This window comes from Blastomonas sp. 34TW (assembly GCF_059803595.1).
In genome coordinates this window covers 24,966-49,825 of record NZ_JAPFGW010000014.1, presented here as the reverse complement: position 1 = coordinate 49,825, position 24,860 = coordinate 24,966, and the positions used below count along the sequence as shown (strand labels likewise).

The following is a 24,860-nucleotide window of genomic DNA, read 5'->3' as shown; positions in this document are numbered from 1 at the left end:
CAGATTACAGATGGTCAAAATATCCCCGGCCACGCCTCCAGGGATGACCATGGCGTCGGGGAAGCGGTGCGCATAGTCGCGACTCTCGCAAAAAGCAAGCGTTTCGGGCCTATTGGAGGCGGGTGATCGTATAGCCCTTCGCCTCGAGCAGCGCCTGGACGCTGTCATCGCCCGCCAGATGCGCTGCTCCGACTGCGACAAAGGGCCTGGCGCCGAGGCTCAGCAGGTCCTCGATCTGCGCGGCCCAGTCGCGGTTGCGGCGCACCAGGATGCGTTCGCGAATCTGCGGACGTTCGAGAAGGCCGCGATTGGCGGCTTCGGCAAGCTTTTCGGGCTCGCCCTTGAGCCACGAGGTCACCATGTCGCGATAGGCCCTGGGGGCATTGTCGGCATCGGCGATCACGCTTTCGAGCATCGCGCGCTGATCGGCCTCGGCCAGCTGATCGAAATAGGTGAACTGGCGCGCAGGCGTCTCGAGCCCGATCACTGGCTTGTCGCGCCGCCGGTAGCGCGCGGCGAGCACGCGCTCGACACCTTCTTCCCGCACCATCGCCAGATTGGCGGTGGCGGCGCCCGCGAGCGAGATCGCCGCGGCCCAGCTTTCGAGCGTCTCGAACCGCGCGGGCGCGAGGCGGCTGGCAGCGCGCAGCGCCTCGCCCTTGTCGCGCAGCTCGGGCGGCAGGCGATCTGCGAGAGGCGGCTGGCCCGGGCTGTTGCCAAGCTCCTGGAAGGTTTTCGTGATATCGGCAGAATTCTCGAGGCCCACGACTTCGAGCACCAGCCGGTCGGACCGATCCATCGCCTGCTTCATCTTCGGGCTGATCCATCTGATGTCAGTGGGCAGCGCGTGGATGCCGCCGAACAGCCAGGCTTCGCCGCCATTCGGCCCCTGGACATGCCAGAGTGCAGGCGTGCCCTTTTTCGGGCCGTCCCAGGCGGCCATCCCCATGTCGAGAAACGGAAAGCCGCTGCACGCCTGGATCATCAGGAGCAGCGGCAGCATCAGCCAGCGGGCGATCGTGGAATTCATGGGCACCAAGCTAGGGATGCAAGCGCGCAAAGCAAAGCCTAACCGCCGAACGCCGCCTCGATTTCGCGGCGGATGCCGGGGACCAGATCGGGATCGGTGGTCAGCACCGCCGCTTCCTCATCGCAGATCGCCAGGAACGCGCGGCGCTTGAAATCGGCGAGCAGATGCGGCGGAAACAGGCTGCCGTCGGGCATGGACGAGGCGATGATGTCGATCAGCCGCTCGGCCCCGTGCAGGCGTCCCCAGAGATAGTCGTTCTCGCGATACGCGCGGCTGAAGAATGCGCCGAAGCTGTTGAACTCGATGCCCTTGAGCATCGCCGCCGCGCCGCCCTGACGCAGCGACTGGCAATCGTCGGGCGAGATGCGATCGACCTTGATCGGGTCATATTCGTTCTGCCCTTCGCCCTGGAGCAGCGGCAAAGTGGCGATGTCGTAGAACGGAAAACCGAGATAGGCGAGCAGCAGCGAACGGCGGCTCTCGCGCGGCAGCAGCGCAAGCGCGCCTGCGAGCTGCTCGTCGACGATCCCATCCGCGCTGCGCAGGTCGCGGCGGGCAGCGAGTTCGGCAATCGCCATGGCCGGGTCGTCGATCGCACCTGCGGCAATATCGGCAAAGCCCTGGCCGAGATGGTCTGTCGTCTCACGGTCGAGATAGTGCGAAAGGCAGGCGTAGAGCGTTTCGTGCATCGCGACCACCGCTTCGGGCGGTGTGCGGCCCGATTGCGCGATATCCTCGCCCAGCCGCCGCGCCAGGAAGCGCAAGCGGCGGATGCGGAAGCCCAGGTCCTGGGTGCGGAAGAACAGGATCGCCTCGTCGCTGGCCCCGCCGCCCTTGCCCGAGAGCCGGTCCATGCCGCTGCGGTGCAGCTCCGCGCGAATGGCCTCGCGCAATCGCTCGGCGTAGAGCGCGCGCGGGCCACGATGCGCGCGGCGGAGCGTGTCGACCATGTCCTCGACGATCGTCGCGAGCTTGAGCTGCGCATAGGAGGCATAGGCAAAGCCCGCCATATGCGCGGCGCGGTCCTGCGCCTTGTTGCGCCATTTGGTCAGCCGCTGCGGCGTCGGGCTGTCGAGGAACAGGGTGTAGCCGAACAGCTTGCTCACCGTTTCCTCGACCTCGGCGCGCAGCGCATCGGTGATGGCGCGCATCTGGCGCACGCGCGACGAGCGGCGCTCGATGCCTTCCAGATTGTCGCGGATCGGCTGTTCGCGCGGAATGTCCGAGATCGCGCCGAAAATGGTCGAGAAGAAGCCGGGCAGCCGTTGGCCCATGGCATCGCGTTCGCGCGACTGGTCCATGCCGCCGACGATATCGGGCTTGGGGTCGATATAGACGAAGCGCCGGTCGATCTCGCGATGCGCGGGCCGGTCGCGCAGCGCGTCGATCGCCTGGGCAAAGGGGGCGTTGGCGAGCACCGATCCATCGATCAGCACCGCGCTTTCGGCCTCGCCTTCGGCATATTGCTGGGGGAACACGCGCGCCAGAAACGCCTCGCGCCCGGGCCAGTGCCTTTCTCGTCGCGCCAGCATCCGGTCCATCTCCGCGACGTTGAAAGGCGGGAAGGCACCCGGAAAGCTCGCGGTGGCGCGCGCGGCGAACACGAGCTCGGCTGGATCGGCGAGCGAATCGTCGCGGCCGCGCAGATAGCGAAAGCCTATGGAAAGCCGGTGCTCGGTCTCGACCACCTCGGCCGGGCTGTTGAGGCGCAGCCGCTCGAGATGCCCGCGAAAGTCGGTAACGGTGACGAACAGGTCGAGCGGCTGGCCGAGCGGAAGCAGGCGCGGGCCTGCGGGCGTCGCCGCCATCGCCTCCATCGCCTCATACAAAAGCGCGGAAAATCCGGTGCCGCTGAACGGCGGGGCGAACCAGCGCGCGCGAACGAGGCGCGAGAGCTTGGTGCGCACCTCGGCGCGCGCTTCGGGCGCGACGCTGCGGTCGAGCGCGCCGCCGGGCCGCCGCAGCAGCAGCCAGACGAGCGGCTGCGCCCAGAATTTGGTGAAACGCGAAAACGGCCGCGCATCGGGATCGAGCAACCGGTCGATATCCGCGCATTCGAGCCACATGCGGGTCAGCGGTTCGAGCGACTGGCCGCTGGTCAGCGCCTGGGCCAGGAACACGCCGTTGATGCCGCCCGCGCTCGCCCCGGCAATGATGTCGGGCAGCAGCCGCAGCTTGACCTGGCTTTGCGCGGCAAAGGCCTCGAACAGTTCGCGATACACGCTCTGGCTGCCGCTCGCCGGGGGATCGCCCGCGTGGAAATTGCGGCTGGCACGGGTTGCGCGCCAGATTTCCTTGGTGATGCCGTGCATATAGACCGCGAGGCTGATGCCGCCATAGCAGACCAGGGCGATGCGGAGTTCCTTCTGGCGCATGGCGGCGGCGCGGACCTTTTCGTTCAGCCTCTTCTTGTCACTTCGTCTGCACGCTATCGATGTTACGCTGCAAGCGCAAAGCGCCAATTGCGTTCCAGTTTTGTTCGGGCTATGCGCGTGCCATGGCAAAGCCGCGCAAAACCTATGTCTGCCAGGCCTGTGGCAGCGTCTCCAACCGCTGGCAGGGCCAGTGCCCCGATTGCGGCGAGTGGAACACGCTCACTGAACAGGCTGCGCCGACGGCCTTTTCGGCGCGGCACGACCTGCAGACCGGCGGGCAGCGCATCCAGCTCGCCCGGCTCGACGCTGCGGTCGAGCTGCCGCCGCGCATCTCGACCGGCATTGCCGAGTTCGATCGCGCGCTGGGCGGCGGGCTGGTGGCGGGATCGGCAACGCTGATGGGCGGCGATCCGGGCATCGGCAAGTCGACCTTGCTGCTCCAGGCCTCGGCCAATATGGCGCGGGCAGGCCATGCGATCGTCTATATCAGCGGCGAGGAAGCGGCGGACCAGGTGCGGCTGCGCGCGCTGCGGCTGGGCCTTGCCGATGCGCCGATCGATCTCGCCTCGGCGACCTCGGTGCGCGACATCCTGACCACGCTGCGTGCCATGGAATCGCCAGTGATGCTGGTGATCGATTCGATCCAGACGATGCACAGCGACCTGATCGAAGGCGCGCCGGGCACGGTCAGCCAGGTGCGCGCCTCGGCGCAGGAGCTGATCCGCTATGCCAAGGACAGCGGCTGCGCGGTGATCCTGGTCGGCCATGTCACCAAGGATGGAAATATCGCAGGGCCGCGCGTGCTCGAGCATATGGTCGATACGGTGATGAGCTTCGAAGGCGAGCGCAGCCACCAGTATCGCATCCTGCGATCGATCAAGAACCGCTTCGGCGCGACCGACGAGATCGGCGTCTTCGCGATGGAGGAGGCGGGGCTGTCCGAGGTCGGCAACCCGTCGAGCCTGTTCCTGAGCGATCGCGACGCGCAGATGCCGGGCACCTCGGTCTTTCCGGCGCTGGAGGGCACGCGGCCGGTGCTGGTCGAGATCCAGGCGCTGACCGTACGCCTGTCGAGTGGGGCGACGCCGCGCCGTGCGGTGGTCGGCTGGGATTCGGGACGGCTGGCGATGGTGCTGGCGGTGCTCGAGGCGCGCTGCGGGCTGAGCTTCTCGACCGCGGAAGTTTATCTCAATGTAGCGGGCGGCTATCGGCTGTCCGATCCGGCGGCGGATATGGCGGTGGCGGCGGCGCTGGTCTCGGCACTGTCCGAACGGCCATTGGGCTCGGGCACGATCGTGTTCGGCGAACTCGCGCTGTCGGGCGAGCTGCGCCCCGTCGCGCATTCCGGGCTGCGGCTGCGCGAAGCGGCGAAGCTCGGCTTCGAAAAGGCGCTGGTGCCCGCCAGCGTGACGGCGAAGGCGTCGGGCGATACCGGCGGAATGCGGCTCAGTTCCTATGCGCGGCTGGCAAATCTCGTTGACCAACTGCTGGGCCGCAACTAGCGGTTCGCCTCATGACCGCATTCGATGTCCTTGTCCTCACGCTGCTTGCGGGCGGCGCGATTCTGGGTTTCCTCAACGGCTTCGTCTATGCGGCGATCTCGCTCATCGCCTGGGTGGCGGGCATCTTCGCGCTGCGGCTGTTCCATGCGCCGGTCACCGCGCTGCTCAAGGAGCCGGTGGGCAATGATGCGGGCGCGGCGGCGCTCGCGTTGGTCGGCATTTACCTCAGCGTCTATCTGATCGGCAAGCTGATCGCGACCTCGCTGCGCAGCCGCACGCGCAAATCGGTGCTGGGGCCGATCGACCGGGTGCTGGGCTTCGGTTTCGGCGCGGTCAAGGGGCTGATCCTGGCGACCTTGACCTATCTGCTCGTCACCATGCTGCACGGCATCGTATGGCCGAACGAGGGCCAACCCGAATGGATCACCGACAGCCGCACCTATCCGCTGCTCAACGCCAGCGGTACCGCCCTGGTCGATCTCTACGACTATCAGCAGACGCTCGGCGATGAGTGAGCCGCGCCGCCGGGTCCGCCATGGCTGAGGTGCTGTATACGCCTGCCATCCTCGCGCTCGCGGTGTCGCTCGCCGATCATCCGCTGACCGACGATCTGCCGCACCGCGCCGAACTGCGGTCGCAGAGCTGCGGGTCGGTGGTGAAATTGGGGCTGGCGCTTGATGGGGACCGGCGGGTCGAACGCTTCGGCGTGCAGGCGACCGCCTGCGCACTCGGCCAGGCCTCGACCGCGATCCTCGCAGCGCATGTCGCGGGGCAGGGCAGCGACGCGCTGGTGGCGGCGCGCGACGATCTGGCGGCATTCCTGGCGGGACAGCGGAACGATCCCGGCACCTGGCCGGGAATCGAGCATCTCGTCAGCGCCTTGCCCTATCCGGCGCGGCACGGTTCGATTATGCTGCCCTGGCGCGCGACGGTCGCTGCGCTCGACCTTTCGGCCCGAACGGACACCTGAACGCATGGAACATGGCGGCGATATCTTCCTCTCGGGCACGGTGCTGCTCGCCGCTGCGCTCGCCTTCGTGCTGCTGTTCCGCAGGCTGGGGCTGGGGGCGGTGCTGGGCTATCTGGTCGGCGGCATCATCATCGGGCCGCAGGTGCTCGGGCTGGTCGCCGATCCCGAGCTGATCGTCGGTTTCGCCGAGATCGGCATCGTGCTGCTGCTCTTCCTGGTCGGGCTCGAACTCGCCCCGGCGCGGCTCTGGCAGCTGAAGCGCGACATATTCGGGCTGGGCTTGTCGCAGGTCGTGGTCTGCGGGCTGGTGCTTGCCGGGTTCGTCTTCCTCGTCACCGGTTCTACCTGGGGCGCGGCATTGGGGCTCGGGCTACCGCTTGCCTTGTCCTCGACCGCGCAGGTGCTGCCGCTGCTGCAATCGCAGGGACGGTTGAACACGCCCACCGGCGAGCGCGCCTTTTCGATCCTGCTGTTCCAGGACCTGTCGATCGTCCCGCTGCTGACGATCATCGCCGCGCTGTCGCGCGCGCCGCAGACCGGACCGCAGACACCGGGCTGGCTGCTCGCCCTCTATGCGGTCGCGGCGATCGCCGGGCTGGTCCTCGCCGGGCGTTATGGCCTCGCGCCTTTGCTTAAGCTGATCGGCAAGGTGGCCGAACGCGAGCTGTTCATCGTCGCCGGGCTGCTCGCGGTATTCGGCAGCGCCGCGCTGATGCACAGCATCGGGATTTCGGCGGCTTTGGGTGCGTTCATCGCGGGGGTGATGCTGGCGGACTCGCCCTTCCGGCACGAGCTTGAGGCGGACATCGATCCGTTCCGCTCGATTCTGCTCGGGCTGTTCTTCCTCGGCGTCGGCATGATGCTCGATATCGGCGTGATCATGGCCGATCCGCTGTTCGTCGTCGCGATGGCGCTGGCGCTGGTGGCGATCAAGGTCGCCATCATCTTCGGCATCGCCAAGGCGTTCGGCATGGAAAATCGCGCCGCGTTCGTGCTCGGCCTGCTGCTCAGCCAGGGCGGCGAATTCGCCTTCGTGCTGTTTGCCGAGGCGCAGGCGGCCTTGCTGATCGAACCTTCCGCCGCCAGCCGTTTCGGTGCGATCGTCACCTTGTCGATGGCGACCACGCCCTTCCTGATGCTCACCACCCGGCTGTTCGGCGGGGTGCGCGGGTCGGGCACCGAGGACATGGTCGATCCCGAACAGGCGCGCCAGTCGAACGCGATCGTCATCGGCCATGGCCGGTTCGGCCAGGCGGTAGCCCAGATCTTCGCTGGAGCAAGCATCTCGGTGACGCTGATCGACATCAACCCTGATCAAATCCGCCTCAGCGGCGAATTCGGCCGCAAGGTCTTCTATGGCGATGGCACCCGCATCGACCTGCTGCGCCGGGCAGGCGCGGAAGGCGCAGGCGCGCTGCTGTTCTGCATGGACGACAAGAATTTCGGACCTGATCAGATCGAACCGATCGCGCATGCCTTTCCAGACGCGAAGATTTTCGTGCGCGCCAACGACCGTCGCCAGCTGCTCGCATTAAAGCACGCACCGATCGCGGCGGCGCAGCGCGAGCTGTTCGAATCCTCGGTCAAGCTGGCGCATACCGCGCTGCTGCGCACAGGGATCGACCCCATCGTCGCCGACCGCGTGGTCGAGGAATTCCGCCGGAGAGACTGCGAACGGCTGGAACTCCAGATGGAGGCCGGCAGTATGAGGGCGGGAATGCACCTGAGCTTCGGCGCGGTGGATTCGGAGGCCTTCGACCCGCAGGCGCTCGATCCGCAGGCCGAACAGGCATGACCGTCCGTGCAAGACCATGGACGAATGGCCTGCCATTGCCTATGTAACCGCCTGAACAGGATGACGTGCTCCCAGTGAAACTGCTTCTTGCCCTGCTTGCGCTGTTGACCGGATTTTCGGTGAGCGATGGCGTGCGCCTGGCCGATCCGGCCCTGGCGCAGGGCAATGGCGTGGTTCGCGACTCGCAGATTCTGGCCGAGGACTGCCAGGTCGCGATCAGTGCCGCAGTGCTGCTCGTCGTGACGCTCCTGCCGCTGATCATCGCCTTGCGGCCGAGCCAGCACCGCCTGATTGCGCGCACCATCCGTGTCGCGCCGCTTACCGTCCATCGTTCGGACCGGCTGCTCCAATAAGCTGCAATCCGGCGCGTCTTTCGATGCGTCTTCAGCCCCTGTCCTGACCGGGGCCGGCCAGACACGTGTGCCTGTGCCTGGCATTCGACCGTTTCTCCCAAGTTTTCCAAGGAATTATCGCCATGCTGGGCGCCATTGCCAAATCGCTTTTCGGCTCTGCCAACGACCGCTACGTCAAGGGCCTGCTCAAGATCGTCGACAAGATCAACGCCTTCGAGCCGCAGATCTCCCCCATGTCCGACGAGGAACTGCGCGACCAGACGCTCAAGTTCCGCGCGCGCCTTGAAGCGGGCGAGACGCTCGACGACATCCTGCCCGAGGCTTTTGCCACCGTCCGCGAAGCCTCGATCCGTACGCTTGGCATGCGCCATTTCGACGTCCAGATGGTCGGCGGCATCGTGCTCCACCGCGGCGAGATTGCCGAAATGCGCACCGGCGAGGGAAAGACGCTGGTGGCAACGCTCGCCTGTTACCTCAATGCGATCGAGCGCAAGGGCGTCCACGTCGTCACGGTGAACGACTATCTCGCTGCGCGCGACGCCGAATGGATGGGCCAGGTCTATCGCTTCCTGGGGCTTACAACCGGGGTGATCGTGCCCAATCTCAACGAGACGCAGCGGCGTGAGGCTTATGCCGCCGACATCACCTATGCGACCAACAACGAGCTCGGCTTCGATTACCTCCGCGACAACATGAAGCACGAGCGCAGCCAGATGGTGCAGCGCCCGTACAATTTCGCGGTGGTCGACGAGGTGGACTCGATCCTGATCGACGAGGCGCGCACCCCGCTGATCATCTCCGGCCCGACCGACGACAAGTCCGAAATGTACATCGCGGTCAACGCGATCGTGCTCAAGCTCGACGAGGCGGATTACGAGAAGGACGAGAAGTCGCGTTCGGTGATCCTGACCGAGGACGGCACCGAGAAGGCCGAGCGGCTGCTCGAGGAAGCCGGCCTGCTCACCGGCAGCAACCTGTACGATGTCGAGAACACGCAGATCGTCCATCACCTCGATCAGGCGCTCAAGGCCAATGTGATGTTCAAGCGCGACATCGATTATATCGTCAAGGACGACCAGATCGTCATCATCGACGAATTTACCGGGCGCATGATGGACGGGCGCCGCTGGTCCAACGGCCTGCACCAGGCGGTCGAGGCGAAGGAGGGCGTGCAGATCAAGCCCGAGAACCAGACGCTCGCCTCGATCACCTTCCAGAACTATTTCCGCATGTATCCCAAGCTGTCGGGCATGACCGGGACGGCGGCGACCGAAGCGGCGGAATTCTTCGACATCTACAAGATGAACGTGGTCACCATTCCGACCAACAACCCGATCCGCCGCATCGACGAGGAGGACGAGTTCTACAAGAACACGACCGACAAGTTCCAGGCGATCGCCAAGGCGATCCGCGAGAAATACGAGACCGGCCAGCCGGTGCTGGTCGGCACGGTGTCGATCGAAAAGTCGGAAATGCTCTCCGAATTCCTGAACAAGGAAGGCGTAAAGCACAGCGTACTCAACGCGCGCTTCCACGAGCAGGAAGCGCATATCGTGGCGCAGGCGGGCCGTCTGGGCGCGGTGACCATCGCCACCAACATGGCGGGCCGCGGAACAGACATTCAGCTTGGCGGCAATGTCGAATTCCGCATCGACGACGAACTGCGTGACATGCCCGAGGGACCGGAGCGCGATGCCGCGATCGAACGGATCAAGGCGGAAGTCGCCGCCGAAAAGCAGCAGGTGCTCGATGCCGGCGGCCTGTTCGTGCTGGGCACCGAGCGGCACGAAAGCCGCCGCATCGACAATCAGCTGCGCGGCCGTTCGGGCCGTCAGGGCGACCCCGGCCTTTCGCGCTTCTATCTCTGCCTCGAAGACGACCTGCTGCGCATCTTCGGACCAGATACCCTGTTCTCGCGGATGATGAAGAACAACCTGGCCGATGGCGAGGCGATCGGTTCGAAATGGCTGTCCAAGGCGATCGAGACCGCGCAGAAAAAGGTCGAGGCACGCAACTACGACATCCGCAAGCAGGTCGTCGAATATGACGACGTGATGAACGACCAGCGCAAGGTGATCTACGAACAGCGTTCGGAGATCATGGACGCCGAGGCGGTCGACGATGTCGTCGCCGACATGCGCGCCGACACGGTCAACGCGATCGTCGGCGAAGCCTGCCCGCCGGGCAGCTATCCCGAGCAGTGGAATGTCGCGCAGCTCAAGGCGCGCGTCTCCGAGGTGTTCGGGCTGGAACCCGACATCGACGCCTGGCTGCAGGAAGATGCGGTCGATCCCGAAATGCTCGAGCAGCGCATCCGCGAGATGGCCGAGGCCAAGGTGGAGGCCAAGGCGAGCGAGATCGAGACCGGCATGTGGCGCTCGATCGAGAAATCGGTGCTGCTGCAGAGCCTCGACCATCACTGGAAGGAGCATCTGGCGACGCTCGATGCGCTGCGCCAGGTCGTGTTCCTGCGCGCCTATGCGCAGAAGACGCCGATCAACGAATACAAGAGCGAAGCGTTCGGCCTGTTCGAGCGCATGCTCGAGGTGATCCGCGAGGACGTGACCGGCACGATCATGAATTTGGAAATCCGCGAACCGGAAGTGCCCGCATTGCCCGAGCTGCCCGATTTCCTGACCACCCATTTCGATCCGTTTACTGGCGAGGATAACAGCGCGGATATCGACGGCGGCACCTTGGGTACCGTCACCGCCACGCTGCCGCCGCGCCAGTCGCCGCTGCCTGAGGCCCCGGTCGATCTGGTCAGCAGCGAGATCAGCCGCAATGCCCCGTGCCCGTGCGGATCGGGCCGCAAGTACAAGCACTGCCACGGCAAGGCTGCCTGAGCCGTCATGTGGGGGCTGGCTGCCGGCTTCGCGCTGACGGCTCTGCTCTATGCGTCGGTCGGCTTTGGTGGTGGATCGACCTATAATGCGCTGCTGGTGCTCGCCGGGACAGACTATAAGCTGCTCCCGGCGATCGCTCTGGTGTGCAACCTGATCGTGGTGACCGGCGGTACCTTTCGCTTTGCGCGGGCAGGGCAGGTACCGTGGAAGCCGCTCTGGCCGATCCTGCTGCTGTCGGCGCCCTGTGCCTGGGCGGGCGGGCGGCTGCCGGTGGACAAGCCGCTGTTCGTCGCGCTGCTGGGCTCGGCGCTGCTGGTCGCCGGGCTGCTGATGCTGTTCCAGCGCGAGCCGGGGCAGGGCACCGCGCCGCGCTCGCAGCTCAACTGGGGCAGCGTTCCGATCGGCATGGGCGTCGGATTTTTCAGCGGCATTGTCGGCATCGGCGGCGGGATATTCCTGGCACCTGTGCTGCACCTGTTGCGCTGGGCGAGCGCGCGCCAGATCGCGGCCAGCGCCAGCGTGTTCATCCTGGTCAACTCGCTCGCCGGCCTTGCCGGGCAGTTGATGAAAGCGGATGCTGCCGCGACCCCGGCTACGATCCTGGCCTATTGGCCGCTATTCATATCCGTGCTGATCGGCGGGCAGATCGGCAGCCTGGCCGGCGTGAAGCTGCTCCCACAAAAGCTGATCCGCATCGGTACGGCAGTACTGATCCTCTACGTCGCGGGGCAACTGCTCTGGCAGCGGTTCGGGGTTTAGGATTGATTTGGACCATCTTTTGGTCTAAAATTCGGGTGTCGATCTGGGAGATTTTCCATGGACGTGTCCGTATCCGACGCGAAAGCGCAGCTCACCGATCTCGTCAGGCGGGCTCAGGCGGGCGAAGAGGTCGTGCTGACCCGGCACGGACAAGCCGTTGTACGGATCGTGCCAGTAGCTCCGGTAACCACTGCCGCAGCCCGAAAGAAGGTGCTCGAAACGGTCCGCAGGGCTGTTGCGGGCAAGTCCTGCCCTGGTGCCGTAGCCGCGCGCAGCCAGGACTATCTCTATGGCGATGACGGCCTGCCGCGTTGATCGCTGTCGACACCTCGGCGCTGATGGCGATCTTGCTGGACGAGGATTCAGCGTCGGCCTGTGCCGAATGTCTCGCGTCCGATCAGCCGCTGATCATGTCTGCAGCGACATTGTCAGAAGCGCTGATCGTCGCTGGAGGGCGAAATCTCGGACCGGAAATGGCGCAGATGGTGTCGGGGCTGGGGATCGAGATTGTCGCGGTGACAGAGGATTTCGCCAAGCGCGTCGCCGCAAGCTACTCACGATGGGGCAAGGGCATCCACCCCGCATCGCTCAATTTCGGAGACTGCTTTGCCTATCAGCTGGCGAAGGACCGAGAATGCGGACTTCTCTATGTCGGGAATGATTTTGCGAAAACGGATATCGCGTCAGCGATCTGACAAAAGGCTGGCTCCCCGAGTAGGATTCGAACCTACGGCCAAGTGATTAACAGTCACCTACTCTACCGCTGAGCTATCGGGGAACGCTCTTTTGCCTTCCGGAGGAGGCGATGCTCCCCGGGAGAAGCGCGCCTATAGCACCGGGTTTTTTGGTTTGGCAAGCACCTGATTTCATGTTCAGACGATAAATTGTTCGGCCGAAATGCGGTCGTCCAGGCTGTGGCCCGGATCGAACATCAGCGACAGGCGGCGGTTGGGGTCGATGGCGATCTGGATATCGCGGATATCGCGCACCTCGCGCTGGTCGGCCACCGCGCTGACCGGGCGTTTGCCGGGTTCCAGCACGCGAAAGGTAATCTGCGACGAATCGGGCAGCAGCGCGCCCTTCCACCGGCGCGGGCGGAACGGGCTGATCGGGGTGAGCGCCAGCATGCCGCAGCCCAGCGGCAGGATCGGGCCGTTGGCGGAGAGATTGTAGGCGGTCGAGCCCGCCGGCGTCGCCACCAGCACGCCGTCGCAGACCAGCTCGCCGATTCGCACCGCGTTGTTGACGCTGACCTCAAGCTTGGCGGTCTGGCGCGTTTCGCGCAGCAGCGACACTTCGTTGATCGCAGGATAGGTGACGCGCTCGCCGCTCATCGTCGTCGCGGTCATCGACAGCGGCAGCACCTCGAAGCTCTGCGCCCGGTCCAGCCGGTGCACGATGCTGTCGCCGCTGCGCCACAGGTTCATCAGGAACCCGACGGTGCCTAGGTTCAGGCCATAGACGGGTACGATCCGCCCGCGTTCGAGCATCTGGTGCAGCGTCTGCAGCATGAAACCGTCGCCGCCCATGACGACGACGATATCGGCCTCGTCCAGGCTGGCCCATTCATGCGCCGCCTGCACCTCGCGCGCCGCCTTGCGCGCCCGTTCGGTGGGAGAGACGGCCAGCGCAATTTTGCGGTCAATAACCGATGGGGGCATGTTCCACGCCTTATCTTATGGGTGACAGGGTCTTAACGGATCGGTGCTAATGCGCCAATGTTTCTTGGGCGGTTGCGCATGGTGCCATGACAGGGCATCGCGCGGCAGTGTTCCTGCAAATGGGGGCGGGGTCTGGACAGCAGCGGATATCGGGACAGGCCGACCTGGCGCGGCAGCAGCGCTGGCGCGGTGGACACGGCGCTCGCGGCGGCGCTGGCGGCGTGCGGCTTTGCGCCTGCCGGGAACGGCCCTGCCGATCTGCTGGTTGCGGACATGCGCGGCAAGACCGATGACCTGCCACGCGAGATCGCCAGTCATGCGGGTCCCGGCCTGCTGATCTGCGACAGCGCGTGGCCCGGCCTTGCGCATCCTCTCCCCGCCGCGATCACGCATGCGCTGGTCGCGCCATTTGCGGATGAGGCGCTGCAATTGCAGCTGCGGCTGATCCATGGCCAGCTGGCCTGCCGGAACGAACTGGTGCCCGATCTGCACAAGCGAATCGCCGATTTTGCGGCGGCGGGCGAGGGGGCTTTGCACGCGATGCTGATCGGGCTGCGCCGCATGCCTGCGGTCAACGCGACCTATGGCACTGCGGTGGGCGATGCCGCGCTCGAGGCGATGGAGCAGCGACTCGAACGGCAGGCGGCACGGCTTTCCTCCGGCAGCGCGCTGACGTTGCGCCTGTCGGGCGGCGATTTCCTGATTGCCTATGCCATGGCCGAAGAGCGGCTGGGCTGGCAGGTCATGGCCGAACGGATGCTGCGCGTCGTTTCCGAACCGCTCGACGTCGCCGGGCACCGGCTGCGGCTGACCGCGCGCGCGGCGCTCGCGGTGGCGCGTGAGGGCGAGGGGCCGGTGTCGCTGCTCGACCGGCTGTCGGCGGGGCTCGCCCAGGCGCGCGAAAACGCCGCCGATCCGGTGCGCTGGGCCGATCGCCAGTCCGACCATGCGCCGCAGAGCGGCTATCGGCTCGAACAGGACATCGTCCAGGCGATCGAGCGCGACGAGATCACCGTATTGTTCCAGCCGCAATTCTCGGTCGAGACCGGAAAGATCACCGGGGCCGAGGCGCTCGCCCGCTGGCAGCATCCGCAATATGGCGAGATCGGCGCGGGCACGCTGTTCGCCATCGCCGACAAGGCCGATTTCACGCGCGCGCTATCGCGGCATATCCGCCAGCGCGCGATGCAGCACGCGGCGCGCTGGACCGGACCGCTCGCGCCGCTCAGGCTGTCGCTGAACGTGACCGCCGAGGATCTGGGCGAAAAGGGCTTTGCCAAGCGCGAACTGGCGATGCTGGCCGAGGCCGGGTTCAGCCCGCGCCGTCTGACGCTGGAAATGACCGAGCAGGCGCTGGTGCCAGACCTCAAGCGCGCGGCAGCCCGCTTTGCTGCGCTGCGCGAGGCGGGGGTGCGCATCGCGGTCGATGATTTCGGCACCGGCTATTCGAGCCTGCTGTATCTCAAGCGCCTCCCGCTCGACTATCTCAAGCTCGACCATGCGATGACGCGCGATATCGGCGGCGCCGAGGCGGACAGGATCATCGTGCGGTCGGTCATCGCGATGGCGAGGGCGCTCGACCTCAAGGTCACCGCCGAGGGGGTGGAGAGCGACGCGCAGCTGGCCGCGCTGCGCGACGAGGGCTGCGACTATTTCCAGGGCTTCCTGCGCGGTCGGGCGATGGAGGCGGAAGTTTTCGCAGAGTTTGCGCGGGAGGAACTGGGGTGACTGAACCTGCTCTCTCCCCTTCAGGGGAGAGATAGCGAGACTTGCGAGCTTGCTCGCTAGTCGCAGCAGAGAGGGGCATCTGGGAACAAGAACGTCTGCGCACTTGCCCCTCTCCCAACCGCTGACCGAGGCGCGTGACTCGGTCTGCCCCCTGAAGGGGAGAGGGCTCCTCGCGCCTTACCCTGCCTTCGCACTCTTCTTCACAATGCCCGCCAGGCCCTTGGAAAGCTGGATCAACCCGTTGATCCGCGAGGCCGGATCGCTCCACACGCGCTGGATCAGCAGCTTCTGGTCAGGGCGCAGCTTGGCGGTGCCCTTGAGCCGCTCGACATAGGCGAGCAGACCGGGGACGTCGGGGAAGCTGTCGTTATGGAAGCTGACCAAAGCCCCCCGCGCGCCGACATCGATCTTGGCGACGCACGCGGTGATGCAGTTGAGCTTGATCTCGATCAGCTTGATGAGGTTGCTCGTCGCATCGGGCAGCGGGCCGAACCGGTCGATCATTTCCGCCGCGAACGCTTCGATCTCGGCGCGATTGGTGAGGTCGTTCATCCGGCGATAGAGCGCCATGCGCACCGCCAGATCGGGGACATAATCCTCCGGAATCAGGATCGGCGCGTCGACCGTGATCTGCGGCGAGAATTTCTGGCGCGGCAGATCGAGCGACAGGCCGCCCGCCTTGGCCTCGAGAATCGCCTCCTCGAGCATCGACTGGTAAAGCTCGAACCCGACCTCGCGGATATGGCCCGACTGTTCGTCGCCGACCAGATTGCCCGCGCCGCGAATGTCGAGATCGTGGCTGGCGAGCTGGAAGCCCGCGCCCAGCGTGTCGAGATCGCCCAGCACCTTGAGCCTTTTCTCTGCCGTTTCGGTCAGCACGCGGTTTTCGGGCGTGGTCATATACGCATAGGCGCGCGTCTTGGACCGCCCGACGCGTCCGCGCAGCTGGTAGAGCTGGGCCAGGCCGAAGGTGTCGGCGCGGTGGATGATCAGCGTGTTGGCGCTGGGGATGTCGATGCCCGATTCGACGATGGTGGTCGACAGCAGCACGTCATATTTGCGGTCGTAAAAGGCGCTCATCCGTTCCTCGACATCGGATGGGGCCATCTGGCCGTGCGCCATGATGTGGCGGATCTCGGGTACCTCGTCGCGAATGAATTCGCTGAGCTTGTCGAGATCGCTGATGCGCGGCGCGACGAAATAGGACTGGCCGCCGCGATAATGCTCGCGCAGCAACGCCTCGCGCAGCACCACCGGGTCCCAGGGCATCACATAGGTGCGCACCGCGAGGCGATCGACCGGTGGCGTCTGGATCACTGAAAGTTCGCGCAGGCCAGACATCGCCATCTGCAGCGTGCGCGGGATGGGCGTTGCGGTCAGCGTCAGCACATGGACATCGGCCTTGAGCGCCTTCAATCGCTCCTTGTGGACCACGCCGAAGCGCTGTTCCTCGTCGATGATGACGAGGCCCAGCCGCTTGAACTCGACCGACTTCGCGAGCAGCGCGTGCGTGCCGATGACGATATCGGTGGTGCCATTGGCCAGGCCCTCGCGCGTTGTCTTGGCTTCGCTCGCGGTGACGAGGCGCGACAGGCGGCCGATATTGAGCGGAAAGCCCTGAAAGCGCTCGACGAAATTGGTGTAATGCTGGCGCGCGAGCAGCGTCGTCGGCGCGACGATCGCGACCTGCATGCCCGACATGGCGGCGACGAACGCCGCGCGCATCGCCACCTCGGTCTTGCCGAAGCCGACATCGCCGCAGACCAGCCTGTCCATCGGCTTGCCCGAAGCCAGATCCTCGAGCACCTCGGCGATCACGCGCTCCTGGTCCTCGGTTTCCTCGTACGGGAAGCGGTCGACGAAGCTCGCATAGACGCCCGGCTCGACCTCGGCGACATCGGCGGTGCGCAGCGCGCGTTCCGCTGCGGTCTTCATCAGCTCGCCCGCGATCGCCTGGATGCGTTCCTTGAGCTTGGCGCGCCGCCGCTGCCAGGCCTCGCCGCCCAGCTTGTCGAGCGCGACGCCCTCGCTTTCCGAGCCATAGCGGGTGAGGACGTCGATATTCTCGACCGGAACGTAGAGCTTGTCGCCGCCGGCATAGGTGAGCCAGACGCAATCGTGCGGGCTCTTGCCGACGGGGATCGAGACCAACCCCTCATAGCGCCCAATGCCATGGTCGATATGCACGACGAGGTCGCCCGCGGCGAGCGATTGCAGCTCGGCGAGAAACGCATCGGCGGACTTGCGCTTTTTGCGCCGCCGCACCAGCCGGTCGCCGAGCAGGTCCTGTTCGGAGAGCAGCTCGTAGCGCTCGGTGGCAAAGCCGTGATCCTGCGGCAGCACGACCATGGAGGCCATGCCGGTTGCCGCCTGGCCCAGGGCTTCCTGCCAGCTGTCCGCGAGCGCCATGCGCGCAAGCCCATGGTCCTTGAGCAGGCCGAGAAGGCGGCTGCGCGAACCTTCCGAATAGCTCGCGATGATCGCGCCCTTGTCCGCCTTGCGAAGCGCATCGATATGCGCGGCGGCGGCGGCATAGACATTGTCGCCGCGTGCGCGCTCTGCGCCGAAATCGCGCGCGGTGCGATAGCCCAGGCCCAGGACGCGCTGCGATTCGGGTTCGTCATGCCCGCTGACGAGGTGGATCGGCGTCTCGTCTGCTGCGGCGCGCCATTCCTTGGGCACCAGATAGAGTGCGGAGGGCTTGAGCGGACGATAGCTGCCCGCCTTGTCCTCGTTCCCGCGCTGGCGGTTGGCATGATAGTCGGTGATGCTCTCGAAGCGCTGGTCGGCGGCGGCATCCGCGCCCGAATCGCGCAGTACGATGTCGGCATCGTCGAGATGCTCGAACAGCGGCACCAGCCGCTCCTCGATCATCGGCAGCCAGTGCTCCATGCCCGCCAGCCTGCGCCCATCGCTGATCGCCTGATAGAGCGGGTCGGTGGTGGCATTGGCGCCGAAGGCCTCGCGATAGGCGCTGCGGAAGCGTTTGATGCTGTCGGCGTCGAGCAGCACTTCGGATGCGGGCAGCAATATGTGCCGCTCGACCCGCTCGGTCGAGCGCTGCGTGCCCGGATCGAACGCGCGCATCGTGTCGAGCTCGTCGCCGAAGAAATCGAGCCTGAGGCCTGAATCCATCCCCGCCGGGAAGATGTCGATCAGGTTGCCGCGCACCGCGAACTCGCCCGAATCGGCGACGGTGTCGGTGCGGGCATAGCCCTGGCGCACCAGCTTCTCGATCAGCGCCTCGCGCGCGATCATCATGCCGGGCTTGAGCTCCGCGCCCACCTGGCGAATGCGGAACGGGGTCAGCGTGCGCTGGGTGACCGCATTGGCGGTGGTGACCAGCAGCTGCGGGCCCCCGGCGGGCTGCTGCAGCATCCAAAGCGCTTTCAGCCGCCGCGCGGTGATGCCGAGCGAGGGCGAAGCGCGGTCATAGGGCAGGCAGTCCCAGGCGGGAAATTCGATCGCTTCGAGGTCCGGCGCATAGAAGGGCGCGGTCTCCGCCACCGCATGCATCAGCGCATCGTCGGGCGCGATGAACACCACGCGCCCGCCCTGTTTGCGCGCTGCGGCGGCGCGGGCGAGGTCGGCCAGCAGCAGCGGCAGCGCGCCGGGTGCGACCCCGGCGAGCGTCAGCGGCACGGTCGCCTGAAGAATGCGGCTGATGCTGTCCACGAAAGTTCTGCCTTGCGCGCCGGTAAGGTCAGCGCGGGATGTTGATGAAATCGAGCTGGCGGAACGCGTCCATCTGCGGCCCTTCGAACTGCTCCGGCACCGGCTGCTTGCCGATGGCCCAGGCCATGATGTCGACGTCCTGCTCCTCGATCAGCGTCTCGAACCAGTCGAGCTCGGCGTCCGACCAGTCCTTGCCATAGCGGTCGAAAAAGCCGCCGATCATGTAATCCGCCTCGCGCGTGCCCCGGTGCCAGGCGCGGAAGGCCAGGCGGCGCAATCGGGTTTCGCGGTCCATGCCAGAAGTTCCTTTGCTTGCGGCGTGGGCCGGGCCTGCCTAAGACGGGTCAGGATTCCAGCCAGCAGCACATGTCAGTGCGTTGCGTTTTTTGCGATAGCCATGCGCCCCGATATACTCAACCCCGCATTCGCCGAGATCGAGAGCCTCAAGGGCGTCGGCGTGAGCTTGCAGAAGCCGTTCGCGCGGCTGGGCATTTCGCGGGTCAAGGACATGGCCTATCATCTGCCCACCGGCTTCATCCGCCGTCGGCGGGTGGACAATGCCGATCAGGCAGGCACGGGCGAGCAGATCATCATCGCGCTGACCGCGACAGGCTATCGCTCCAGCCCCGGGCGCGGGCCGACGCGAGTGATCGCCGAGGATTCGATCGGCAACCACATTGCCCTCGTCTATTTCGGCGGCAATCCGGGCTGGGCCAAGAAGCTGTGGCCGCTGGGCGAGACGAAGCTGGCGGCGGGCAAGCTCGAGATCTGGGGCGAGTCGTGGCAGATCGTCCATCCCGATCATGTCGTCGCGCCTGAGGATGCCGACCAGATCGGTGAGGCCGAGCCGGTCTATCCGCTCGCCGAAGGGCTGGGGCAGAAGCGCGTTGCCTCATTGGCGGCGCAGGCACTGGCGCAATTGCCGCCGCTGCCCGAGTGGATCGAACCGACGCTGAAAGCACGCGAACAATGGCCCGGCTGGCATGAGGCGCTTGCCGCCGCGCATCAGGGAATGGACGAAAAGCCGCGCGAACGGCTGGCCTATGACGAGATATTCGCCAACCAGCTCGCTTTCGCTCTGATCCGGCAGTCGAACCGCAAGCGCAAAGGCGTCGCGCTGCAAGGCGACGGGCATCTGCGCGATGCGCTCAAGCTGCCCTTCGCGATGACCGGGGCGCAGCAGCGGACGATCGCGGAGATCAACGGCGACATGGCGCAGCCGGTGCCGATGCTGCGGCTGCTGCAGGGCGATGTCGGTGCGGGCAAGACGCTGGTCGCGGTGATGGCGATGCTGAACGCGGTCGAATGCGGCGGGCAGGCGGCTTTGCTCGCGCCGACCGAAATCCTGGCGCGCCAGCATTTCGACACGATCTCGCGCATGCTTTCGGGCCTGCCGGTCAGCATCGCGGTGCTCACTGGGCGCGACAAGGGCAAGGCTCGCGAGGCGACGCTGATGGGGCTGGCGGATGGGTCTATCCAGATCGTCATCGGCACGCACGCGCTGTTCCAGGAGGCGGTGCGCTATCGCAATCTCGCGCTCGCGGTGATCGACGAGCAGCACAAGTTCGGCGTGTCGCAGCGGCTGATGCTGCAGGAAAAGGGCAGGGCGACGCCGCACCTGCTGGCGATGACCGCAACGCCGATCCCGCGCACGCTGACGCTCAGCCATTATGGCGAGATGGACGTCTCGCGGCTCGACGAACTGCCACCAGGGCGCCAGCCGATCGAGACGCGCGTCATCGCCGACGATCGGCTGTCCGAGATCGTCGATGGGCTTGCGCGGCATATCGAGCGCGGTGGTCAGGCCTATTGGGTGTGCCCGCTGGTGATGGACAGCGAGACCAGCGATCTTGCCGCCGCCGAGACGCGTGCGGCGCAGCTTGCCGAGCGCTTTCCCGGCAAGGTCTCGCTGGTGCACGGCCAGATGCCGGTCGAGCGCAAGGACGCAATGATGGCCGATTTCGCCAGCGGCAAGACCGCTTTGCTGGTCGCGACCACGGTGATCGAGGTTGGTGTGGACGTGCCCAATGCGACGCTGATGATCATCGAGGCGGCGGAGCGCTTTGGCCTGGCGCAACTCCACCAGCTGCGCGGGCGCGTCGGGCGGGGCGACCAGAAATCGGTCTGCGTGCTGCTGCGCGGAAGCGCGCTCAGCGAGACGGCGCGCGCGCGGCTCGCGCTGATGCGCTCGAGCCAGGACGGGTTTCATATTGCCGAAGAAGATCTGCGGCTGCGCGGCGGCGGCGAGCTGCTCGGCACGCGGCAATCGGGTGACAGCGCATTCCGCATCGCCAGCCCCGAACAGGTGCAGCGCCTGATCGGCACGGCATCGGACGATGCCCGGCTGCTGATGGACCGCGATGGCGGGCTCGACAGCGAGCGCGGCCAGGCGGCGCGCACCGCGCTCTATCTGTTCGAGCGCGATTACGGCGCGAAGCTGCTCCGGGGCGGGTGAGGTCCCGGACCGGCGTTACGCTGCGGGCATTATGCTCGCGACATAGATGGCATAGCCCGACAGGCCGAGCAGCGTCAGCATCGAAGTCAGCGTGCCGATCATCCGGCCGATGCCGAACGCGCCGCCATCCATGCCCAGGCCGTGCGCCAGCCGGCCGATCATGTAGACCATGCCGACCACCCACAGCCAGGTCGCAGCATAGCCCGAACATTCGAGCGCACCGATCAGCACCAGCACGAAGGGCGTGTATTCGACGAAATTCGCCTGCGCGCGCATGCGGCGGATGACGAATTCGTTGCCGCCATCGCCCACGCTGACCTTCTGGCTGGTGCGCACCTGGCCGATGCGGATGGCGAGCCACAGGTTGATCAATCCGGCAGCAGCGGCCATGGTCAGTGTCAGCGGCAGGTTCATGCGTATCGTCCCCTCGTTGGCGGTCGTCCGCGTCATGGCGACCAATTGTGCAGCGGACTAGCGCGACAGAGCTTGCAACGCACGAGATTTTCGCTATAGCGCCGCCTTCGCACGCGAATGGGCCGTGTCGCTGTATCGGCAGGCCGCGCCAGGCGCTTCCTGTTGGGGCGTCCCGGCAATATCGCATTGATTGACAAGCAATTTAAGGTTAGCAGGCTGCCATGGCTGTTCCTAAGAGAAAAACTTCGCCCTCCAAGCGTGGCATGCGTCGCAGCCACGATTCGCTGACCATCGACGCGTTCAGCGAATGCTCCAACTGTGGTGAACTGAAGCGCCCGCACCATGTCTGCGGCGCATGCGGCCATTATAACGGCCGTGAGGTGCTCGAAGTCGCCTGATCCTTATCAGACGGTCTTTGCACTTTTTCAGGGGGATTAACCGGTGCCGATGAAGCCGCGGATCGCGATTGATGCGATGGGCGGTGATGAAGGCGTGCGGGTGATGCTGGGCGGGGCGGCCGAGGCGCGCCACCGCCACGAGCGTTTCACCTTTCTGCTGGTCGGCGACGAAAAGCAGATCAAGCAGGGCCTGGACAATCACCCCAATTTGCGCGCGGCGTCCGAGATCCTTCACACCGAAGAGGTGGTGAAGGGCGAGGACAAGCCCAGCCAGGCGCTGCGCAAATCCAAGAACAGCTCGATGGGACTCGCCATCCAGGCGGTGAAGTCCGGCGATTGCAGCGCTGCTGTAAGCGCCGGCAATACCGGCGCGCTGATGGCGATGGCCAAGCTGGCGCTGCGCACCATGCCGGGGATCGATCGGCCCGCGCTCGCCGCATTGCTGCCGACGCTCGAAGAGACCGACATGGTCATGCTCGACCTTGGCGCGAATACCGAGTGCGACGCGCGCAACCTCGTGCAGTTCGCGATCATGGGCGCGGTCTATTCGCAGATCATCTTCGGCTTTGAAAAGCCCCGCACCGGGCTGCTCAACATCGGCACAGAAGAATCGAAGGGCACCGAGGCGATCCGCGATGCGGCTGCCGCGCTGCGCGCCGCGACGCACCTGCCGATGCAGTTCCAGGGTTTCACCGAAGCCGACAAGATCTCGCGCGGCGATGTCGATGTGGTCGTCACCGACGGCTTTTCGGGCAATATCGCCTTGAAGGCATTGGAAGGCACCGCCCGCTTCGTAACCGATCTGCTCAAGCGCAGCTTCCAGTCCTCGCTCCGCTCGAAGATCGGCTTCCTGATCTCGCGCCCGGCGACCGAGTTGCTCAAGCACCATCTCGACCCCAACAACCATAATGGCGCGGTGTTCCTGGGCCTCAATGGCGTGGTGGTGAAAAGCCACGGATCGGCCAGCATCAAGGGTGTGGCGAACGCGGTCGAGGTGGCCGCGCGGCTGGTCGAGGACAATATCACGCAGCGCATCGGCGATGTGCTGAAGGATTTTGATACCAGCGCGATCGCCAGCAACGGCGCCGCTTCCAATGGATCGGGCGAATTTCTCAAATGACTTTTCAGGCTCCGGCGACGCGCAGTGTCATTCTCGGCACGGGATCGGCACTGCCAGCCAAGCGGGTATCCAATGCCGAACTGGCTGAAACCGTCGATACTTCGGACGAATGGATCACCGAGCGCACCGGCATCAAGTTCCGCCATGTCGCCGCGCCGGAAGAGACCACGGGCACATTGGCAATCCAGGCGGCCAACAACGCGCTCGAAGCCGCAGGGCTGGCAGGCAGCGAAATCGACCTGATCGTGCTTGCGACAGCGACCCCCGACCATACCTTCCCCGCCACTGCGACCAAGGTGCAGTCGGCGATCGGAATGGTGGGCGGCATCGCTTTCGACGTCGCGGCGGTCTGCTCGGGCTTTCTCTATGCGCTCAGCGTAGCGGACAGCATGCTGCGCACCGGCATGGGCAGCCGCGCGCTGGTGATCGGCGCGGAAACCTTCAGCCGCATTCTCGACTGGGAAGATCGCGGCACCTGCGTGCTGTTCGGCGATGGTGCGGGCGCGGTCGTGCTCGGGCTTGAAACCGCCGCGGAGGGCGATAGCGCCGCACGCGGCATCCTGACGACCCAGTTGCACGCCGATGGTCGCCACCACGACCTGCTCTATGTCGATGGCGGGCCTTCGACCACCGGCACCGTCGGCAAGGTCCGGATGAAGGGGCGCGAAGTGTTCCGCCATGCCGTGGTCAATCTCGCCGAAGTCATGGAACAAGTGCTGCACCGGCTGGGCCTGACCAGCGCGGATATCCACTGGGTGGTGCCGCACCAGGCCAATGCCCGCATTCTCGATGCGACCGCGCGCAAGCTGGGTCTGCCGCCCGAAAAGGTGGTGGTCACCGTGGACCAGCACGCCAATACTTCGGCCGCGTCGGTTCCGCTCGCGCTCGACACCGCCGTGCGCGATGGGCGCATCCAGCGCGGCGACCTGCTGGTGCTCGAAGCGATGGGCGGCGGTCTTACCTGGGGGGCGGCGGTAATCCGCTATTAACCTCACGCAAATTTGTCGCGCAATCGCCTCTATTCGCACTGTTTTTACATAGCCTCGATTTGCCATTATAACTTCGATCCGCTATCCTGCTCTTGGCGGGTTAGGAGACGGGGCGATGCGTTCAGTGGGTACTTTGACCAGGGCTGATCTGGCAGATACGATCAACAATCAGGTAGGGCTGTCGCGCGCCGATGCGGCGCAGATGGTCGAATCGGTGCTCAACCACATGACCGATGCGCTCGAGCGCGGCGAGAACGTGAAGATCTCGGGGTTCGGCACCTTTCTGTTGCGCGACAAGGGCGAGCGCGTCGGGCGTAACCCCAAGACGGGGGTGGAGGTTCCGATCACCCCGCGCCGCGTGCTGACCTTCCGCGCCAGCCAGATCATGAAGGAAAGGATCATGGCGGGTGACTGATCCGATGGGCTCCTCCGGCAAGGCCGAGGGCGCGATGCGCACCATCGGCGAGGTTTCGGCCGAACTGGGGGTGAAGCCTCACATCCTGCGCTATTGGGAGGCGCAGTTCGACAGCATCAAGCCGCTCAAGCGCGCCGGCGGGCGGCGCTATTACCGGCCCGAGGATGTCGAGACGCTGCGCACGATCGACCGGCTGCTCAACTGCGAGGGCTTTACCGTGCGCGGCGCGCGGCAGTATTTGGCGGGCAAGGCGGCGAAGCCGGCGCATGCCGCAGCAGCACCTGCACCCTCCGCGTCGGCCGCGCCTGCGATCGATCTCGCGGCCTTGCGCGCGATCCGCGACCGTTTGGCAGCAGCGCTCGAAGCGGCCTGAGC

The 24,860-nt window shown here is 65.7% G+C and carries 22 protein-coding genes and 1 tRNA gene; 16 read left to right on the top strand and 7 right to left on the bottom strand.

Going from position 1 to position 24,860, the window contains the following annotated elements; all coding sequences use genetic code 11:
- Window positions 1–109: 109 nt before the first annotated feature.
- Together OPU69_RS16490 and OPU69_RS16485 are read right to left on the bottom strand one after the other, a co-directional pair.
- Window positions 110–1,030, bottom strand: coding sequence for a TraB/GumN family protein (locus tag OPU69_RS16490; protein ID WP_060979891.1), 921 nt, complete (start codon window positions 1,028–1,030; stop codon window positions 110–112).
- 38 nt (window positions 1,031–1,068) lie between these two features.
- Window positions 1,069–3,405, bottom strand: coding sequence for a patatin-like protein (locus tag OPU69_RS16485; RefSeq protein ID WP_060979892.1), 2,337 nt, complete (start codon window positions 3,403–3,405; stop codon window positions 1,069–1,071).
- Between the two features lie 122 nt (window positions 3,406–3,527).
- On the opposite strand from OPU69_RS16485, the gene radA reads away from it, so the two are divergent.
- The 9 genes from radA (at window position 3,528) to OPU69_RS16440 (ending at window position 12,325) form a co-directional block, all read left to right on the top strand.
- Window positions 3,528–4,907: a DNA repair protein RadA gene (gene radA, locus OPU69_RS16480; protein ID WP_498512542.1), complete on the top strand. Its 1,380-nt coding sequence runs from the start codon at window positions 3,528–3,530 to the stop codon at window positions 4,905–4,907.
- A gap of 11 nt (window positions 4,908–4,918) precedes the next feature.
- A complete protein-coding gene (locus tag OPU69_RS16475) occupies window positions 4,919–5,422 on the top strand; it encodes a CvpA family protein (protein ID WP_498512540.1) in 504 nt (167 codons plus the stop codon).
- A 20-nt stretch (window positions 5,423–5,442) separates the two neighbouring features.
- Complete coding sequence (locus tag OPU69_RS16470) at window positions 5,443–5,877, top strand: iron-sulfur cluster assembly scaffold protein (protein ID WP_498512538.1); 435 nt, start codon at window positions 5,443–5,445, stop codon at window positions 5,875–5,877.
- 4 nt (window positions 5,878–5,881) lie between these two features.
- Window positions 5,882–7,672, top strand: a complete 1,791-nt coding sequence (locus OPU69_RS16465; RefSeq protein ID WP_498512536.1) for a monovalent cation:proton antiporter-2 (CPA2) family protein — start codon at window positions 5,882–5,884, stop codon at window positions 7,670–7,672.
- A 74-nt stretch (window positions 7,673–7,746) separates the two neighbouring features.
- Entirely contained in the window at window positions 7,747–8,025 is a 279-nt protein-coding gene (locus OPU69_RS16460; RefSeq protein ID WP_060979896.1) for a hypothetical protein, read from the top strand.
- Between the two features lie 122 nt (window positions 8,026–8,147).
- The gene (gene secA, locus OPU69_RS16455; protein ID WP_060979897.1) at window positions 8,148–10,871 is read left to right on the top strand and encodes a preprotein translocase subunit SecA; all 2,724 of its coding nucleotides are present in this window, start codon (window positions 8,148–8,150) and stop codon (window positions 10,869–10,871) included.
- Window positions 10,872–10,877: 6 nt separating this feature from the next.
- Window positions 10,878–11,630 (top strand): sulfite exporter TauE/SafE family protein, encoded by a 753-nt coding sequence (locus OPU69_RS16450; RefSeq protein ID WP_498512534.1) that lies wholly within the window; start codon window positions 10,878–10,880, stop codon window positions 11,628–11,630.
- A 57-nt stretch (window positions 11,631–11,687) separates the two neighbouring features.
- On the top strand, window positions 11,688–11,945 hold the full coding sequence (locus OPU69_RS16445; RefSeq protein WP_498512532.1) for a type II toxin-antitoxin system Phd/YefM family antitoxin: 258 nt from the start codon (window positions 11,688–11,690) through the stop codon (window positions 11,943–11,945).
- Window positions 11,942–12,325, top strand: coding sequence for a type II toxin-antitoxin system VapC family toxin (locus OPU69_RS16440; protein WP_060979900.1), 384 nt, complete (start codon window positions 11,942–11,944; stop codon window positions 12,323–12,325). Before OPU69_RS16445 ends, OPU69_RS16440 begins: the two co-directional genes overlap by 4 nt.
- Before the next feature lie 8 nt (window positions 12,326–12,333).
- Here the strand turns inward: OPU69_RS16440 and OPU69_RS16435 are convergent.
- Window positions 12,334–12,408, bottom strand: a tRNA-Asn gene (locus OPU69_RS16435).
- Window positions 12,409–12,502: 94 nt separating this feature from the next.
- A complete protein-coding gene (locus OPU69_RS16430) occupies window positions 12,503–13,291 on the bottom strand; it encodes an NAD kinase (RefSeq protein ID WP_060979199.1) in 789 nt (262 codons plus the stop codon).
- A gap of 189 nt (window positions 13,292–13,480) precedes the next feature.
- Here OPU69_RS16430 and OPU69_RS16425 point away from each other — a divergent pair, with 189 nt between their 5' ends.
- Complete coding sequence (locus OPU69_RS16425; protein WP_498512529.1) at window positions 13,481–15,019, top strand: EAL domain-containing protein; 1,539 nt, start codon at window positions 13,481–13,483, stop codon at window positions 15,017–15,019.
- Between the two features lie 177 nt (window positions 15,020–15,196).
- Here the strand turns inward: OPU69_RS16425 and mfd are convergent, their stop codons facing one another.
- Entirely contained in the window at window positions 15,197–18,694 is a 3,498-nt protein-coding gene (gene mfd, locus OPU69_RS16420) for a transcription-repair coupling factor (RefSeq protein ID WP_498512527.1), read from the bottom strand.
- 28 nt (window positions 18,695–18,722) lie between these two features.
- On the bottom strand, window positions 18,723–18,989 hold the full coding sequence (locus OPU69_RS16415; protein WP_498512525.1) for an FAD assembly factor SdhE: 267 nt from the start codon (window positions 18,987–18,989) through the stop codon (window positions 18,723–18,725).
- A gap of 102 nt (window positions 18,990–19,091) precedes the next feature.
- On the opposite strand from OPU69_RS16415, the gene recG reads away from it, so the two are divergent.
- On the top strand, window positions 19,092–21,149 hold the full coding sequence (gene recG / locus OPU69_RS16410; protein ID WP_498512523.1) for an ATP-dependent DNA helicase RecG: 2,058 nt from the start codon (window positions 19,092–19,094) through the stop codon (window positions 21,147–21,149).
- A 15-nt stretch (window positions 21,150–21,164) separates the two neighbouring features.
- Here the strand turns inward: recG and OPU69_RS16405 are convergent, their stop codons facing one another.
- Window positions 21,165–21,599 (bottom strand): MAPEG family protein, encoded by a 435-nt coding sequence (locus tag OPU69_RS16405; RefSeq protein WP_498512521.1) that lies wholly within the window; start codon window positions 21,597–21,599, stop codon window positions 21,165–21,167.
- A gap of 185 nt (window positions 21,600–21,784) precedes the next feature.
- On the opposite strand from OPU69_RS16405, the gene rpmF reads away from it, so the two are divergent.
- The 5 genes from rpmF to OPU69_RS16380 all read left to right on the top strand — a co-directional run bounded on the left by rpmF (window position 21,785) and on the right by OPU69_RS16380 (window position 24,858).
- The gene (gene rpmF, locus OPU69_RS16400; protein ID WP_023837736.1) at window positions 21,785–21,961 is read left to right on the top strand and encodes a 50S ribosomal protein L32; all 177 of its coding nucleotides are present in this window, start codon (window positions 21,785–21,787) and stop codon (window positions 21,959–21,961) included.
- Window positions 21,962–22,010: 49 nt separating this feature from the next.
- The gene (plsX, locus tag OPU69_RS16395) at window positions 22,011–23,081 is read left to right on the top strand and encodes a phosphate acyltransferase PlsX (protein ID WP_060979193.1); all 1,071 of its coding nucleotides are present in this window, start codon (window positions 22,011–22,013) and stop codon (window positions 23,079–23,081) included.
- A complete protein-coding gene (locus OPU69_RS16390) occupies window positions 23,078–24,070 on the top strand; it encodes a beta-ketoacyl-ACP synthase III (RefSeq protein ID WP_498512519.1) in 993 nt (330 codons plus the stop codon). The genes plsX and OPU69_RS16390 overlap by 4 nt, the downstream gene beginning before the upstream one ends.
- Window positions 24,071–24,185: 115 nt before the next feature.
- Entirely contained in the window at window positions 24,186–24,485 is a 300-nt protein-coding gene (locus OPU69_RS16385; RefSeq protein ID WP_081097194.1) for an integration host factor subunit alpha, read from the top strand.
- Complete coding sequence (locus OPU69_RS16380) at window positions 24,478–24,858, top strand: MerR family transcriptional regulator (RefSeq protein ID WP_498512517.1); 381 nt, start codon at window positions 24,478–24,480, stop codon at window positions 24,856–24,858. The genes OPU69_RS16385 and OPU69_RS16380 overlap by 8 nt, the downstream gene beginning before the upstream one ends.
- The last annotated feature ends 2 nt before the right edge of the window (window positions 24,859–24,860 follow it).

Bases quoted from the DNA above. Each gene is read 5' to 3' on its own strand.
- OPU69_RS16430 (WP_060979199.1), bottom strand. From the start codon at position 13,291: ATGCCCCCATCGGTTATTGACCGCAAAATTGCGCTGGCCGTCTCTCCC.
- OPU69_RS16450 (WP_498512534.1), top strand. From the start codon at position 10,878: ATGTGGGGGCTGGCTGCCGGCTTCGCGCTGACGGCTCTGCTCTATGCG.
- OPU69_RS16415 (WP_498512525.1), bottom strand. From the start codon at position 18,989: ATGGACCGCGAAACCCGATTGCGCCGCCTGGCCTTCCGCGCCTGGCAC.
- OPU69_RS16485 (WP_060979892.1), bottom strand. From the start codon at position 3,405: ATGCGCCAGAAGGAACTCCGCATCGCCCTGGTCTGCTATGGCGGCATC.
- OPU69_RS16385 (WP_081097194.1), top strand. From the start codon at position 24,186: ATGCGTTCAGTGGGTACTTTGACCAGGGCTGATCTGGCAGATACGATC.
- OPU69_RS16470 (WP_498512538.1), top strand. From the start codon at position 5,443: ATGGCTGAGGTGCTGTATACGCCTGCCATCCTCGCGCTCGCGGTGTCG.
- OPU69_RS16490 (WP_060979891.1), bottom strand. From the start codon at position 1,030: ATGAATTCCACGATCGCCCGCTGGCTGATGCTGCCGCTGCTCCTGATG.
- plsX (WP_060979193.1), top strand. From the start codon at position 22,011: ATGAAGCCGCGGATCGCGATTGATGCGATGGGCGGTGATGAAGGCGTG.
- OPU69_RS16465 (WP_498512536.1), top strand. From the start codon at position 5,882: ATGGAACATGGCGGCGATATCTTCCTCTCGGGCACGGTGCTGCTCGCC.
- recG (WP_498512523.1), top strand. From the start codon at position 19,092: ATGCGCCCCGATATACTCAACCCCGCATTCGCCGAGATCGAGAGCCTC.
- secA (WP_060979897.1), top strand. From the start codon at position 8,148: ATGCTGGGCGCCATTGCCAAATCGCTTTTCGGCTCTGCCAACGACCGC.
- radA (WP_498512542.1), top strand. From the start codon at position 3,528: ATGGCAAAGCCGCGCAAAACCTATGTCTGCCAGGCCTGTGGCAGCGTC.
- OPU69_RS16445 (WP_498512532.1), top strand. From the start codon at position 11,688: ATGGACGTGTCCGTATCCGACGCGAAAGCGCAGCTCACCGATCTCGTC.
- rpmF (WP_023837736.1), top strand. From the start codon at position 21,785: ATGGCTGTTCCTAAGAGAAAAACTTCGCCCTCCAAGCGTGGCATGCGT.
- OPU69_RS16390 (WP_498512519.1), top strand. From the start codon at position 23,078: ATGACTTTTCAGGCTCCGGCGACGCGCAGTGTCATTCTCGGCACGGGA.
- OPU69_RS16475 (WP_498512540.1), top strand. From the start codon at position 4,919: ATGACCGCATTCGATGTCCTTGTCCTCACGCTGCTTGCGGGCGGCGCG.
- OPU69_RS16405 (WP_498512521.1), bottom strand. From the start codon at position 21,599: ATGACGCGGACGACCGCCAACGAGGGGACGATACGCATGAACCTGCCG.